The organism is Tenacibaculum profundi (assembly GCF_052050075.1).
GTDB lineage: Bacteria > Bacteroidota > Bacteroidia > Flavobacteriales > Flavobacteriaceae > Polaribacter.
Map to the genome: position 1 here is coordinate 2,922,181 of NZ_CP197225.1, position 15,158 is coordinate 2,937,338.

General features: G+C 30.5%; 14 protein-coding genes. 5 read left to right on the forward strand and 9 right to left on the reverse strand.

The features are described from left to right. The first annotated feature begins 96 nt into the window (after window positions 1–96). Entirely contained in the window at window positions 97–1,392 is a 1,296-nt protein-coding gene (locus tag ACSIGE_RS11955) for a gliding motility-associated C-terminal domain-containing protein (RefSeq protein ID WP_440880100.1), read from the forward strand. A gap of 10 nt (window positions 1,393–1,402) precedes the next feature. Next, complete coding sequence (locus ACSIGE_RS11960) at window positions 1,403–2,290, forward strand: PorP/SprF family type IX secretion system membrane protein (RefSeq protein ID WP_440880101.1); 888 nt, start codon at window positions 1,403–1,405, stop codon at window positions 2,288–2,290. A gap of 152 nt (window positions 2,291–2,442) precedes the next feature. Here ACSIGE_RS11960 and ACSIGE_RS11965 read toward each other — a convergent pair whose 3' ends face one another. Next, window positions 2,443–4,089 (reverse strand): aldehyde dehydrogenase (NADP(+)), encoded by a 1,647-nt coding sequence (locus ACSIGE_RS11965; RefSeq protein ID WP_440880102.1) that lies wholly within the window; start codon window positions 4,087–4,089, stop codon window positions 2,443–2,445. A 165-nt stretch (window positions 4,090–4,254) separates the two neighbouring features. Here ACSIGE_RS11965 and ACSIGE_RS11970 point away from each other — a divergent pair, with 165 nt between their 5' ends. Beyond that, the gene (locus ACSIGE_RS11970; protein WP_440880103.1) at window positions 4,255–5,235 is read left to right on the forward strand and encodes a PorP/SprF family type IX secretion system membrane protein; all 981 of its coding nucleotides are present in this window, start codon (window positions 4,255–4,257) and stop codon (window positions 5,233–5,235) included. On the opposite strand, the gene murI is transcribed toward ACSIGE_RS11970, so the two are convergent. The 8 genes from murI to ACSIGE_RS12010 form a co-directional block, all read right to left on the reverse strand. Next, window positions 5,232–6,029 (reverse strand): glutamate racemase, encoded by a 798-nt coding sequence (gene murI, locus ACSIGE_RS11975; protein ID WP_440880104.1) that lies wholly within the window; start codon window positions 6,027–6,029, stop codon window positions 5,232–5,234. The two genes, ACSIGE_RS11970 and murI, sit on opposite strands and share 4 nt — an antisense overlap. 74 nt (window positions 6,030–6,103) lie before the next feature. After that, window positions 6,104–6,613 (reverse strand): OmpH family outer membrane protein, encoded by a 510-nt coding sequence (locus ACSIGE_RS11980; RefSeq protein ID WP_440880105.1) that lies wholly within the window; start codon window positions 6,611–6,613, stop codon window positions 6,104–6,106. Window positions 6,614–6,652: 39 nt separating this feature from the next. Then, on the reverse strand, window positions 6,653–7,444 hold the full coding sequence (locus ACSIGE_RS11985) for an OmpH family outer membrane protein (RefSeq protein ID WP_440880106.1): 792 nt from the start codon (window positions 7,442–7,444) through the stop codon (window positions 6,653–6,655). Between the two features lie 62 nt (window positions 7,445–7,506). Beyond that, window positions 7,507–10,080 (reverse strand): outer membrane protein assembly factor BamA, encoded by a 2,574-nt coding sequence (gene bamA / locus ACSIGE_RS11990; protein ID WP_440880107.1) that lies wholly within the window; start codon window positions 10,078–10,080, stop codon window positions 7,507–7,509. Beyond that, window positions 10,073–10,825, reverse strand: a complete 753-nt coding sequence (locus ACSIGE_RS11995; RefSeq protein ID WP_440880108.1) for an isoprenyl transferase — start codon at window positions 10,823–10,825, stop codon at window positions 10,073–10,075. Before ACSIGE_RS11995 ends, bamA begins: the two co-directional genes overlap by 8 nt. Before the next feature lie 5 nt (window positions 10,826–10,830). Then, a complete protein-coding gene (locus ACSIGE_RS12000) occupies window positions 10,831–11,511 on the reverse strand; it encodes a DUF6089 family protein (protein WP_440880109.1) in 681 nt (226 codons plus the stop codon). Between the two features lie 106 nt (window positions 11,512–11,617). Beyond that, window positions 11,618–12,514, reverse strand: a complete 897-nt coding sequence (locus tag ACSIGE_RS12005; RefSeq protein WP_440880110.1) for an NAD kinase — start codon at window positions 12,512–12,514, stop codon at window positions 11,618–11,620. A 35-nt stretch (window positions 12,515–12,549) separates the two neighbouring features. Further along, window positions 12,550–13,212 carry a CBS domain-containing protein gene (locus tag ACSIGE_RS12010; protein ID WP_440880111.1) on the reverse strand — a complete coding sequence of 221 codons (663 nt, stop codon included), beginning with the start codon at window positions 13,210–13,212 and terminating at the stop codon, window positions 12,550–12,552. Window positions 13,213–13,294: 82 nt separating this feature from the next. Here ACSIGE_RS12010 and ACSIGE_RS12015 point away from each other — a divergent pair, with 82 nt between their 5' ends. Both ACSIGE_RS12015 and ACSIGE_RS12020 read left to right on the forward strand, forming a co-directional pair. Further along, on the forward strand, window positions 13,295–14,008 hold the full coding sequence (locus ACSIGE_RS12015; protein WP_440880112.1) for a pyridoxine 5'-phosphate synthase: 714 nt from the start codon (window positions 13,295–13,297) through the stop codon (window positions 14,006–14,008). A gap of 15 nt (window positions 14,009–14,023) precedes the next feature. Next, window positions 14,024–14,794, forward strand: a complete 771-nt coding sequence (locus ACSIGE_RS12020) for an alpha/beta fold hydrolase (protein WP_440880113.1) — start codon at window positions 14,024–14,026, stop codon at window positions 14,792–14,794. Window positions 14,795–15,158 lie beyond the last annotated feature (364 nt).

Genomic DNA, 15,158 nt, shown 5'->3' on the forward strand with positions numbered 1-15,158 from the left:
CATTCTAGTTTTTAGCATTGTATGCTTTTAATTTATTGATAATGAATTTTAAAAAAGATAATATAAATAATCCTATACTTAGTTAAAAATGATAATATGAGCAAAAAATTACTTTTTACAATTTTAGTAATTACATCACTAAAATTACACTCTCAAGAGGAAGTTACTGTCGGTACTCCTATTTGTGGTACATCAATTACGTCAATAGCACCAGCTAATTATGACTTTGTACTAGACAAAAAAAATAGCTGGGTAAATATGCTTTACCCTTCCTCAAAAATTAGAGCCTCAGGTAATATCAAGGGAATAGCTTTTTTTTCAGATTGCATGGTAACATCAAATTGTACATTTAACGAAGCAAAAAATCAAAAAATTTTTCTAAAAGAGGTTGATTCAGCTCAGTTTTTATCAACACAAGAACCAGATTTATCAACTTATACATTAGTTTTTGATGGTAATATTACCTGGAAAAGAGGGTTAAATAGTGTTGAAAATTCAAAAACACAAATAGTATTTAAAACTCCTTTTCAATACTCAGGAAATAAAACGTTAGCTATTTATTTTTTAAATGAAAATAATCAAGCTTTAGGTGGATTTATAGGTTGTGGTTCGTCTCCTTCTTTTTTATGTTTTTCAGGTGAAGAAAATTCACTTCGATATGAAAATTTTAAAAAAGATCAAAAGTCAGGAACTGGAAATTATGACAGTGCCTTACCAATTATTCGTTTATATTTCGATAACATAAATATAGATGACTTTACCCCATCTACGTCTAAAACTCAAATTACTGCTAGTCCGACCGAAATTTTAGCAAATGGATTCTCCTCTAGTTTAATAACAGTGCAGTTGTTTAATGCGAACGGTGATATTTTAAATCATGGAGGGCATTCAGTTAGTCTAAATACTACAGTAGGTGAGTTGAGTAGTATAGTGGATAATAATGATGGAACTTATGTTGCTTATTTAACGAGTAGTGTTCTTCCTGGAACAGCAACGCTATCAGGCAAGTTAAATGGCATGGATATAGACACTACTGTCGAGGTAGAATTTAAGAAAAGTACAGATAATCCAATAGATCCGAGCTTGCCTATGGACTCAATTAAGTTGTCAGATCTTGTTCAGGCTTTTTCACCAAATGGAGACGGTAAAAATGATGTGTGGAGAATTTTGCCTAATATTTCAACCAAATATCCTAATAATTCATTACAGATTTTTAATCGTAAAGGAAACTTAGTTTTTCGAGCTAAACCATATCATAATGATTGGGGAGGAATATCTGAAGGTAAACTCACATTTTCTAGTGATTCAAAGGTAGCGGTAGGCCCGTATTATTTTATTTTAAATACGGGTACAGAAATAACACTTAAGGGGTGGGTATTTGTTAATTATTAAAAAAAATAAGATGTATTTTAAAAAAATAATCATAATAGTTATTAATATTGTTTGGGGGTCTTTTGTTTTTGGGCAGACAAATGTAGATTATTCATTGTATAATTATAGTCTTAATTTGGTAAATCCTGCATTTGCGGGACAACAAAAAAATGCTGAGTTAATAGTTAATTCAAAAATGCAATGGGTGGGTATAAAAGATGCACCAAGAACTAGTACTTTTTCTTTAAATATGCCTTTTAAAAACGGATTAGGTATTGGATTTAGTGTAATAAATGATAAAGTATTTGTACTTAGTCAAACCAAATTAGCTTTAGATATTTCTTATCAATTGAAATTAGCAGAGACTCATAAGCTGCAATTTGGAATCAAAGCACTAGCGAATATTTATAATGGAGATATCAATAAGATAAAAACAGAAGAGCAAAACGATCAGCTTTTTGCTGAGGCAATTAATAAAGTGAGTCCTAATTTTACAATAGGAGCTGCTATTACTACCGATGATTACTTCATGCATTTATCAATAAATAATATTTTGATTGACAATAAATATGAAACAATAATTGGATCCAAAAAGGCCAATAGACTAGATATATCTATTGGAGGAGGCTACAGTTTTATACTAAATAATAATTTGATGTTAATACCTTCAACTTTAATTAGAGTTGAAGAAGGAGCTCCGCTATTTTTTGATATAAATGGAGTGTTAGAAATAAATAAAAAGTATAATATTGGATTGTCATATACTTGGAATAATTCTTTTCATATCAATGGATTGTTACCTGTTGTTGATTGGATTCAATTGGGGTATGGATACCGTTTATACACTAACGATTTAAGAGCAGAACAAAACGGAACTCACGAATTTATAGCCTTATTTAATTTAGATAATATTTTATAAAAATAATAATGATGTTAATTATTGATTATAGGGTTATAGAACCTAATGATCGGTATTTGTTTTTGAAATAAGAATAATTTTCATACCCAAAGCTAAAATAAACAGGATTTTTTTAAAGTTTATTTCCACTTTAAAATATTATTGTAGGAAGATTAAAAATCCTGTTTATTATTAAAGTTGTTTTTCTTAATAGGTAGGTTTGTGAGTTTATCATTAACTAAGCGAAATATTCCAAGAGGATTCTCATCCTTTAATTCAATTGGTAGTAAATCATCAGGCCAATTTTGAAAACTGATAGGTCTTATCCATCTTTTTATGGAAGTTGTTCCAACAGCCGAAAACTTTGGGTTAGTTGATGATGGATAGGGACCCCCATGAACCATAGAGGAGCATACTTCTACTCCTGTAGGGATGTCATTTATAATAATACGACCAACTTTATCTGTTAAAATTGAAAGTAAATGATAATGTTCGGATAGTTCTTTCTTGCTGCCAAGAATAGTACCAGTTAACTGCCCATTTAGATTGCTAATAGCATTCTTTAGTTCTTCTATATTTTTGCACTTTACAATTAATGAGAACGGACCAAATACTTCTTGTTGAAGCAAATTATTCTTGATAAAATCGTCTCCATTTACTATTGCAATCGTTTGTTGAGCATAATTTTTATTTTCAATTTCACTATTATAAGTAGTTTTTATTAAAACATTCTCTCCGCAAATTATTTCTTTTCGTTTGATATTATAAGCATTTCTTATTCCAGGATTTATCATGCACTTTGGAGAGGTTTTTTGAACTTCTTGTACTAATTTTTCTATAAAAAGATCAAAATGTTTGCTATCAATTCCAAAAATTAGACCTGGTTTTGTACAAAATTGTCCGGCATCTGTGGTAATGGAACTGGCATATATTTTAGATATTTCTTCTGTTTTTGATGCAAGTATTGAGGGGAGTACTATAACAGGGTTAACGCTTCCCATTTCTGCAAATACAGGAATTGGAACTTTTCTTTTGGAAGCTATATCAAATAAAGATCTACCTCCTTCAATGCTTCCTGTAAAGCCAATAGCTTTAATTAATGAATGTTTTGCTAGTATTTGTCCAACTTCTATTCCACTGGAGTTTAAATTTGAGAAAACACCGTTTGGCATACCTGTTTCTTTAGCAGCTTTTATAACAGCGGATGAAATTAGTTCACCAGTTCCGGAATGCATCGGGTGTGATTTTATAATAACGGGACAGCCAGCAGCTAGTGCAGATGCCGTATCACCACCAGCAGTCGAGTAGGCAAGAGGAAAGTTACTAGCACCAAAAATAAGGACAGGTCCAATGGGAATATTCATCCTTCTTAAATCAATTTTTGGTAATGAAATTCTTTGAGTGTTGCTTTTATGAATACTAGCTTCAATCCAATTTCCTTCATTTAATAATTTACTAAAGGAATGCAGTTGAAATATAGTTCTTGTTCGTTCTTTAATTGCTCTTTCTTTTGAAAGACCTGTTTCAGAACAATAAGTTTCTATTAGTAGATTCCCAATGTTCAAAATTTCTTCAGCTATTTTATTAAGGAACCTACTTTTTTTAGTGCTAGAAAAGGTTTTAAAAATTGTAAAAGCGTCATTAGCCAGCTTAACAGCTTCATTTATTTCTTCGTTAGAAGCTTCATAAAATATGTAATCGTTTTGTTTTTGTAGTTCAGGGTTATAGGTTTTGTATGTTTTTGTGCCTTTTGCGGATAGCTTAAAACCTACATAGTTTTGACCTGAAATACTCGAGTTATGAAACTTATATGATGCCATTTCTTGTAATTTATGAGGCAATATAGTAACTTATGAATAAACATAAGACATAGTCAATTATTTAGTAAATATATATTTTTGTTAATATTATAATTTTTTGTTTTTTGAAAAATTAACATTTTTTAGCTTGTTGTTGTTTATATTTGATACCTATTAGATATTTTGATGAAGATTAATGTAATTCTACCGTTGATGTTGTTTTTGTTTGGAGTTCACACGAGAGCTCAAGAAACACTTCCGATCTATTTTGATTATCTCTCAGATAATGTGTATTTAATCCATCCAGCAGCAGCAGGAATTGGAGAATGTGGAAAGGTAAGGTTAACAGCAAGACAGCAATGGGCAGGTGTAAAAAACGCTCCAGAATTACAAACTTTAAGTTTCCATTCTAAAACAGGTATGGACTCAAAGGCTGCATATGGTTTTGTGTTATTTAATGATAAAAATGGATTTCATTCTCAAAAAGCATTTCAGGGAACATATGCATATCATTTACCGTTAGGAAATGAAAATCAATTCAATCAGTTGTCTTTTGGACTTTCAATGTCAATAGTTCAAAATCAGGTTGATCAAACTACTTTTTTTAATGACCCCACTATAAGCCAAATTGTAGAAAGTAATATGTATTATAATGCAGATTTTGGAATAGCATATCATTATAAAGGGTTTTCATCATATATAACAATAAAAAATATTTTGCTATCAGCAAAAGGTCAATTAAACTCAGAATTTGAATCTCTTAACCTGAAAAATTTTATAATTAGTGCAGGTTATTTTTTCGGAAATGAAAAAAGAATTCAATTAGAACCAACGATGATGTTACAATATAAAGACCATACAGGGGAAAAAGTTTTGGATTTGAATATGAAATTTTACAAAAAAATAAAGAATAATAGAGCACAATTATGGAGTGGAATATCCTATAGAATAGGATTTGGAGGAGATGTGTTTGGAAATACGAATTATATTTCACCATTTATAGGGATAAATTATAATAAACTTATGTTTGGTTATACATATACTAAACAAACTGGAGACATTGTATTTGGTAACGGTAATTTCCACCAATTGTCATTTGGAATAAATGTACTATGCAGAAAAAGAAGAGCGTCAGCTTGCCCTAATATTAATGGTAGTTTATTTTAAAAATAAACCTCTTTGATTTCTATTTCGGATTTATAATTTTCTAATATTTTTTTTAGTACACTAGCCTTTTTATTCACAAAAAAATTGTGGAATGGCTTAATTTCTTTTTGCTTATTGATTAAGTTTTTCGATTCCAATATATTTTTTGTTTGCAGAGCTACAGCATTACCTGAGTCAATAATTATAACAGAGGGGCCTACAATATCCTGTATTTGATTTTTTAGATATGGGTAATGAGTACAGCCTAAAACAATGTGGTCAACATTCGCTTTAATCATAGGTTTAAGATATCTTCTTAAAAGTATTTCCATATCTTTTGAGTTTATATTCCCTTTTTCAATTAAGTTTACTAAACCTTCTCCTACTTGTTCTATTATAGCTAATTCAGTACTTAAGCTAGAAGAAGTTTTTTCAAATAATTTACTGTTTAAAGTTCCTTTGGTGGCAAGAATACCAACAGCATTTGTTCTTGTTTTTAAAGCTGCGGGCTTTATTGCTGGTTCAATACCTATAAAAGGTATTTTATACCGATTTCTTAAAACATCAATAGCATTGGTTGTTGCGGTATTACATGCTACAATAATTATTTTACAATTTTTACTTAATAGGTATTCTGTATTTTTTATGGCAAATTCAATAATTTGTTCTTTGTTTTTATTTCCATAAGGTGCATTCTTACTATCAGAGAGATAGATAGTACTTTCATTCGGCATTAAGAAATGTATTTCTTTCCAAATAGACGTTCCGCCAATTCCGGAATCAAATAAACCAATAGGATACTCAGAATGTTTCATTGTTACTTACAAAAATAAAAAACCTACTTTTTATATGAAAGTAGGTTTTTTAATTATATCCTTTACAACGTGTATTAGAAACCTAATTTTGCTTTTACACTTTCATAAATATCTTCCCCTTTTTCAAAAACAATAAGACCACTACCAGGTGCAGAGTCAAATACATAAATGAATCCTTTTTCAGCAGCAACAGCTTTTATTGCTTCTTGAGCTTTTTTTATAATCGGAACTCTTTTTTCTTGAAACTTTTTTGACAATTCCTGAGTTGCTTGTTGTTCAGCTTGAGCTATTTTTTGTCTTTCTTGTTGAATTTCTATAACTCTTTTTTGATTTTCTTCTTGAGTTTGACTTTTACCCTCAGCGTCATATTTAGCTATTTTAGCTTGATGTTTTTTGATCATACCTTCAATGTCATCACTGTAAGTTTTCTTTAACTTATCAAGCTCAATTTGCATTGCCTTTGTTTCTGGCATATTTTCTAACAATTTAACAGTGTCAATATGCGCATTTTTTTGAGCGTTAGCAACACCAGCCAATCCAATTGTAAAAACTGCAGCTAATAATAACTTCTTTAAATGTTTCATTTTTGTTGTTTTGATTTAATAATTGTCTTTATTCTTGATTTATTTGTTTTCTTCTTGATTTTTCTTTTCTTCGGCTTTTTCTTTTTCCTTAGCTTTTCTTAAAGCCTCTTTTTTCTCCATTAATAGTTTTCTTTTATCTGCCTGAGCTTTTAAACGAGCCTTTCTTTGTTCTTCAATTTTCTTTATTCTTTCTTCTCTTTCCTTTATTTTCTTTTGCTTGAGTGCTTCTCGTTGCTTTTGCTTTTCGCTTATATTTTTGTTAGCTAAAAGTTCTTTTTTAGCCTCTATTTTTTCTTTTTTGTTTTGTTGTTTTTGATCAATTCTTATTAATTTAACAATCAGGTCGCTAATATCGTGTTTTTTATTAGAATATAGCATGACTAAATCCGAAGATTTATCAAAAACAAAATCATACTTCTTTTTTGAGGCGATGTCTTGAACAGCATTATAAACTTGATCTTGAACAGGTTGTATAAGTTGCTTTCTAAGGTTAAACATATCACCTCTTGGGCCAAAGTATAAAGATTCAAGACGTCTTAACGCTTCTTGCTTTACTTGAATGTCTTCTTCACGCTCTTCAATAAGCTCTTTTGTAAGTATAGCCTTTTCATTAGACAAGTCGGTTTTTAAAACTTCTATTTTGCGAGCTTCTTTATCTAATTTATTTTTCCATTTTTCAACTTTAGCATTAAGTGCATTTTGAGCTTCAATATATTCAGGAATATTATCTAGAATGTAGTCCATGTCAATATAAGCTAAGCGCTGACTTTTTTGGGAAAAAGCTACAGTTACAATAAATAAAAGAACTGTTATAAAAATGTTTTTTTTCATTTTGATATAATGTATTTTGAAAAAATCGTGCCAAAAATCAGAAAAACTATAAATGACTGATTTTAGAACTGTCTTCCAATTATAAAATGTGTTTGCCAACCTGAATTTTGAGTTGGGTCAATAGTATCTTCAAATCCTGGTAACGGATCAAATCCATAACCAAAATCGATACCTAACAAACCAAAAGCAGGCATAAAAATACGAACACCAAGACCTGCTGAACGTTTTAAATTAAACGGGTTATATTCTTTAAAATTGTCATATGAATTACCTGCCTCTAAAAATCCTAATGTATAAATAGAAGCCGATGGTTTATCTGTTATAGAATAACGTAATTCTAATTGAAATTTATTGTATATAGAGCCTCCATCAATAGATGAGATCCTATTATTTTCGTAACCTCTAAGACCAATAACTTCTCTTCCATCTAATTGTCCTTGAGCAATACCATCTCCACCAACAAAATAGCGCTCTACTGGAGTTATTCCGAGTTCATTGTTATAAGTTCCTAAGTACCCTAATTCAAAGTTTGACATTAAAACCAACTTATTAGCTAGCTGACTATACCATTTACCTTTTGCAGATAGTTTGTAGTATTCAAGCCATTTATATTTGTCTGCAAAATAGGCTTGTTCTTCGGGTGATCCAGAATAAGCATCATCTGGTTTCGAATAGTCTTTACCAGTTATTAGTGAATAAGGAAGCGTTGCTTTTGCACGAATCGTAAATTCAGAACCGTAGGTTGGAAAAATTAAGCTAGGCCCAGCAGAATTTCTTGAAAAAGCTATTGTATAAGCTAAGTTATTGAGATCTCCTTGATTAATAAAATCAGTTCTGGAAGAGCCAACAGGATAGTTATAATTATTAAGAGCTATTCGCTGGTAGCTAATTGATTGAGACAGACTGAAAAAATCATCAGGCCATTTCAATCGTTTAGAGAGTCCTACTTGAGCTCCTAAGATGCTTAGACTCTGGTCTCTATCTACAGTATTTGTTCTAAAGTTAAACCTATACTGGTTTGATGTATATATCGAAAAAGATAGTGATTGAGGAGTTTTACCTCCTAGCCAAGGCTCTGTAAATGAAAAGCTGTAAGTGTTGAATGTTCTACTAGCTTGTAAACGAAGCGATAAACTCTGTCCATCTCCCATAGGTAATGGCTTATATGCTTCTTTGTTGAATATGTTTCTTATTGAGAAATTATTAAAAGACAAACCTAATGTCCCAATAAAAGAGCCTCCTCCATAACCTCCTTGAAGTTCAATTTGACTACCACCTTTTTCAACAACAGAAAAATCAATATCAGCAGTTTTATCCTGGTAATTAGGTTTTACATCGGGAGTAACATTTGTGTCAAAGAAACCTAATTGCCCAATTTCACGAATTGAACGAATAATATTTTGTCTACTGAAAAGATCACCAGGTTTTACACGAAGTTCTCTGAAAATAACATGGTCATTTGTTTTATCATTACCAGAAACTGTTACTTTTTTAATCGTTGCTTGCTCATCTTCTCTTATTCTTACTTCAACAGTAATTGAATCATTTTTCACTTTTGTTTCTACTGCATTAACTTGAGAAAATAAAAAACCACTATTGTGATATAATGTCTGTATATCCTGAGAAGTAGGAGTTCCATCTCCTGAAATTCTTTCCTTTAGTATTTTACCATTGTAAATATCTCCCTTTTCTATTTTTAAACGATTTTTTAATTGTTCGTCAGAGTAACTTTTATTACCGACAAAAACGATATCTGCAAACCTATATTGACGTCCCTCTTCAAGTTCTATGTCTAAGTTTATAGTATTATCATTGTTCCAGCTAACCTTGTCTGACAAAATTCGTGCATCTCTATAACCTCTTTCACTATATTTTTCAAGTATATTTTCTAGGTCCTCTTTATAGTCATCTACGATATATTTTGATGATTTCCAGAAGCGTCCTAAAAATTTACGCTTGGTGTTTTTCATGGCACCTCTCAACGATCTACTTGATAAAGCTTTGTTGCCAGAAAAATTTATTTCTTTTATTTTTATACGATCACCTTTATCTATAAAAATACTCATACTTACTGTATTCACATCAGAAGTATCTTTCTTTGTGTCAACAGAGACTTTTGTTTTTAAAAAACCTTTATCAGTGTATTTTTTCTTTATGTAATTTCTTGTCGTTACAATTAAATTATCTGTAACCATAACTCCTTTTCTGAGCTCAGTTTCTTTTTCCAAATCTTTAGCTTTGGATTTACTAACACCACTAATTTTAATTTTTGCCAGTTGAGGTAGTTCTTGAACATCAAATTGTAAATAAACTGTTTCCCCGTCTCGTTTTGATAAGTAAACATCTACTTCACTGAATTGCTTACTTTCGTATAGTTTTTTTATTGCACTTGTAAGCTTATCACCAGGAAGTCTGATTGGTTGACCAGTTATTAATCCACTATATACTCTTACAGTTTGTTCATTGAATTTTTGTAAACCAGTCACTGTAATACCCCCTAAAATATATTGTTTCCCTTTTTCATAATTAACAATATTGGAGGTGTTTTTAATATTGTTTTTGGTCTCTTGAGCCTTTACTTTTATTACCGTAAAAGCAGTAATTATGAGTGCAAATAAAAATGAATTTCTATTCATTGGTTTTAATCTGTTCACTTGTTTTTCCAAATCGTCTCTCCCTATTTTGATAATCTAATATGGCATTATAAAGATTTTCTTTTCTAAAATCAGGCCATAATACATCCGTAAAATAAATTTCTGCATAAGCCATTTGCCATAATAAAAAATTACTTATTCTATGTTCCCCACTTGTACGTATCATCAAATCAACGTCAGGCAAATTAAATGTATATAAATGATTATTTATAATTTTATCGTTAATTTTTTCTATTTCTAATTCATTATTAACAACTTTTTTAGATATGTTTTTAATAGCATTAACAATTTCTTCTCTAGCTCCGTAGCTAAGGGCAAAGGTAAGTGTAATTTTATGATTGTTTTTAGTCTCTTGAATTACATTATTCAGGACTTTTTGAGCAGTTTTCGGTAAAATTTTTGTGTTTCCTATAGCGTTTACCCTTACATTTTTTTTCATAAATTCGGGTAATTCTTTTTTCAAAGTAGTAATCAATAGACTCATTAACGCATCCACCTCAAGTTTTGGCCTACTCCAATTTTCTGTAGAAAAAGCATACATTGTTAGATACTTAACTCCTAATTCTGATGCGGTGTCAGCGGTTTCTCTTATTGCAGTAAGGGCGTTACGATGACCAAAAATACGTTGCATTCCTTTACCTTTTGCCCATCTACCGTTTCCATCCATTATAACAGCGATATGATTAGGGACTTTATGTAAATTAATACTTCGTAATTTTTCTTTCATATATGTTAATTAGTTAACCCACTATAACATTGTGGTCTTCCAAAGGTATAAACAATTGATATTCCCGTAAAGGTATATAAATCATTTCCATTTCCTCCAAAATCTAGATTGTTAATTTTCGGCGTGCTATAATCTATCTCATCTGTAAAAGTATATCTAGCTCCTATTTCGAAAGCAATTGCAAGGGAGTCAAATAATAAACCTTTAATTCCTATTCCAAAAGGAATTGCAAAAGAAAACTTATTTTGAAAATATATTTCATCATCAAGAGCTCTTTTTGAGGCAGTACCATGATTAAATGCAGCTAACTGAGCAAAAATATAAGGAGTGTAAGTTGTTCTATAGTCACTTATATTATAATCATAAAAGTTAAATTCAGCCCCTGCTGCGAATTCATGAATATTATTTGAAAAGCTTCTGTTTTGTAGTTTTCGGAAAGAATTATCTGAATTACTGTCATTTCCTTGAAGAGAAATATAGGTATAGTTCCCTCTAAGGGCTATTCTTGGGTTTATGTTAAATTTGTACATAATACCACCAGAAAGCTTATTTGGGTAAATATAGTTCGTCCTTCCAACATCTCCAATAAAGTTAGAACCGCCAAGCAAAATACCCACTTCATGGCTCTGTGCAAGGGTTATAGTTGAAATTATTACTGATAATATGAATAAAACTCGTTTTTTCATTATAAAATTGGCGTGCAAATATAGTAAAATGAATTTGCTTTAAAAAGTTAATAAATTGTCTTTTCTGATTAACTTTTTTTTTGCTAATTTATTGTAGGAACTTTTCTTAAAGTGCTTTATTTCTAGTATCTTCTCCCCAAAGTAACTTACTTCTTAGTGTTTTTAAATATGATTGGTTTTTTAAAATCACACTTTTGATCGTGAACGGAGCTCTTTTTATGAGTATTTTTGTGTCTTGATTTACAGTGGTAATTCTTGAGTCTAGTGTTAATAAAAAATCTTTTTCTCGTGCACTAACTTCAAGTTCAATGGAGGTTTCATCTGAAATTAACATTGGTCTGGCATTTAAATTGTGTGGAGCAATTGGAGTTATGATGATACTTTTTGAATTAGGCAGTACTACGGGGCCTTGACAGCTAAGTGAATAGCCTGTAGAGCCTGTTGGGGTAGCTATAATAAGCCCATCAGCCCAATAATTTGTTAAATATTCTCCATTCAAAAATGTTTTAATTCCAATCATAGAAGTGGTGTTCTTTCTGGCGACAGTTATTTCATTTAATGCGAAATTCAGCTCAGTGAACTCCTCATTTTTTGGGTTGGTTTGAATTTCTAAGAGGGTTCTTTCATGAATTGTATATTCTTCATTTAATATTAATTTGATCGCTTGATCAATTTGATTTTTTTGAACAGTTGCTAAAAAGCCAAGACGCCCCGTGTTTATTCCTAATATCGGAATGTTTAAATTTCTGATGTAGGTTATAGCCCTTAAAATTGTCCCGTCTCCACCAATAGTAAAAAAAAGATCAAAAGAATCTGATAAGTCATTAAAATGGGTGTATGTTGGATATTTTTTATCAAGTGTATGTTCTTTTGTAAGTAGGTCGTAAAAATCCTTTTCAAAAAATACAACGATATTATGTTGGTTCAATATAGTTAGTAATAATTTGATTTCCTTTTCGGCAGATATAGTATAAGATTGACCGTAAATAGCTACTTTTTTCAAAATATTAGTTCTAATTTTAAAATTTTAATTTTTAGTTACATGTCAAGGTATTTCCTTAAGTATCTAGCTCTATCCTTGAGTTCTTCTAAATAAGAATCATCTTCATGTTGGGTAATAACCGTGTAACCATAACGTCTAAAAGTTTGTATAATATCATTGATAATATCTGTTGATATTTTTAAGGTAATCTGAACTGTTTCTTGATGTTCAAAGGAGATATACATTCCTAAAAGTTTCCCCTTATTACTTTCAACTATTTGAGAAATTTCACTCATTGAATAGTCTGTATTATTTTTTTCTACTACCAATGTTTCACTATCTAGATGAAGGAAAGGACTGTCGACAAAAGCATTTAAAATGTCTCCTAATTCATAATATCCAATATACCCTAACTCCTTATCCAAGACAGGAATTAAATTACAATCATTGTCGGCAAATAAAGAAATTAAATCTAATAAGCTTGCTTTTTCACTAGTATAAAAATGATCAAGTAAATAGTCGTAGTTTTTTAACCCGTCGTTTTTATTTTCAATTGTTTGAATATCACTACTAGGTAAACAGCCTACTAATTTTCCATTTTTCACTATTGGAATGTGAGTTATGGGCAACTCCCTACATAATTCAAGAGCATCCGCTATAGTGTTATCAAGGTGTAGTTCTTGAATTTCGTTTAGTATAAAATCGTTAATATTCATCATTACGGATATAGGTTAAAATGATTTAATGATTTACCTTTGCCTTCAACAAAATCTTACTAAATATTATTAAGTATTTTTTACAATGACAAAGTTAAGTGTAAATATAAATAAAATAGCAACGTTACGTAACTCAAGGGGAGGGAACGTTCCAAATTTATTACAAGTTGCTAAAGATATTCAAGAATTTGGAGCGGATGGCATCACGATTCATCCACGACCAGATGAAAGGCACATTCGATATGCAGATGCAATCGACTTAAAGCCTCTTGTCACTACAGAATACAATATAGAAGGAAATCCAATTACTAAGTTTAAAGATTTAGTTAATCAAGTTAAGCCAACCCAAGTTACGTTAGTTCCAGATGGAGATGATGTTTTAACTTCAAACGCAGGATGGGATACTGTGAAGCATCAATCTTATTTAAAGGATATTATATCTGAGTTTAAGGAAGTCGGTATAAGAACTTCTATTTTCATAGATACAAATTTGAACCTTATAGAGGCAGCATCAACTACAGGAGCTGATCGAATTGAATTGTACACAGAGGATTATGCTACGGAATATGCGAAAGGAAACTACCAAGTCGTAGATAAATATTCGAAGGCTGCTAATTTAGCAAATGATTTAGGCTTGGGCATTAATGCGGGTCATGACTTAAATTTGGAAAATATAGAATTCTTCAAACAAAATATTCCAAATTTAGCAGAGGTGTCAATAGGTCACGCTTTAATTTCTGAAAGTATTTATCTGGGATTAGAAAATGTGGTAAATATGTATTTGCATAAACTCAAATAACTTCGTTAAAAAGAGATGGGTATTTTACATTCAAAAATAGTTGGTAAAGGAGTTCCTTTGTTGATTTTACATGGATATTTTGGTATGGGTGATAATTGGAAGTCTCATGCAAATAAATTTGCAAACGAAGGTTTTGAGGTCCACTTAATTGATCAAAGAAATCATGGTAGAAGCTTTCATTCAGATTTATTTAATTACGAATTATTAGCCAATGATTTATTAAACTATATTCAATACCATTCGATTCAAAAACCGCATATATTGGGGCATTCAATGGGAGGAAAAACAGCGATGTTATTTGCTGTTAAATATGCTGATTTGTTAAGTAAATTAGTAATAGCAGATATCTCGCCACGACAATACCCTCCTCATCATCATGATATTTTAACAGCGCTTAACTCTGTTGATTTTAATATTCAAAATACAAGAAAATTAGTAGATTCAAAATTATCTGAACTAATACCAGAAATGGGAGTTCGTCAGTTTTTACTTAAAAATGTTTACAGAAAAAATAAAGAGGAACTCGATTTTAGATTTAATTTAAAAGTATTGACTGCTAATAATCAGGAGGTAGGTCGACCCTTGCCTTTAAATACAGAATTTAAAGGGAGTGTTTTATTTTTATTTGGATCCAAATCAAAATATATTACTTCTGAAGATATTCCCTTAATAAAAACACATTTTATAAATTCAGAAATGCAAGAAATAATCAATGCGGGCCATTGGTTGCATGCAGAAAATCCAACGGATTTTTTCAATCAAACTCTAGTTTTTTTAAAAAAATAGAGCGCTAGTAGAATTAGTTATCTTATTTTACTACTCAAAAAACGTTGAATAAAACTATGAAATGTTATTTAATTTTAAAAATTGCATGTATTTTTCTAATTTTTTAAATATCCTCTAATAATTTATCTATCTACATCAAGTATTTAAAGGGTTTTTGAGGTGGAAGCCATAGTAATTTTACGCATTTACAAAACATCTTTTTTTTACGAGATTCACTATGAAAAACCAAACCTGATGTATTGCTTTATCGGTTCTAGTTAATAAATATGATGTTTTTGTTATTTGGAGTTTTTCTTTTTACTCTATTTTATCATTACTTGTAGGTTTTATTTGTTGTTTACCAGCTGTTTAGTTTTATATGGGT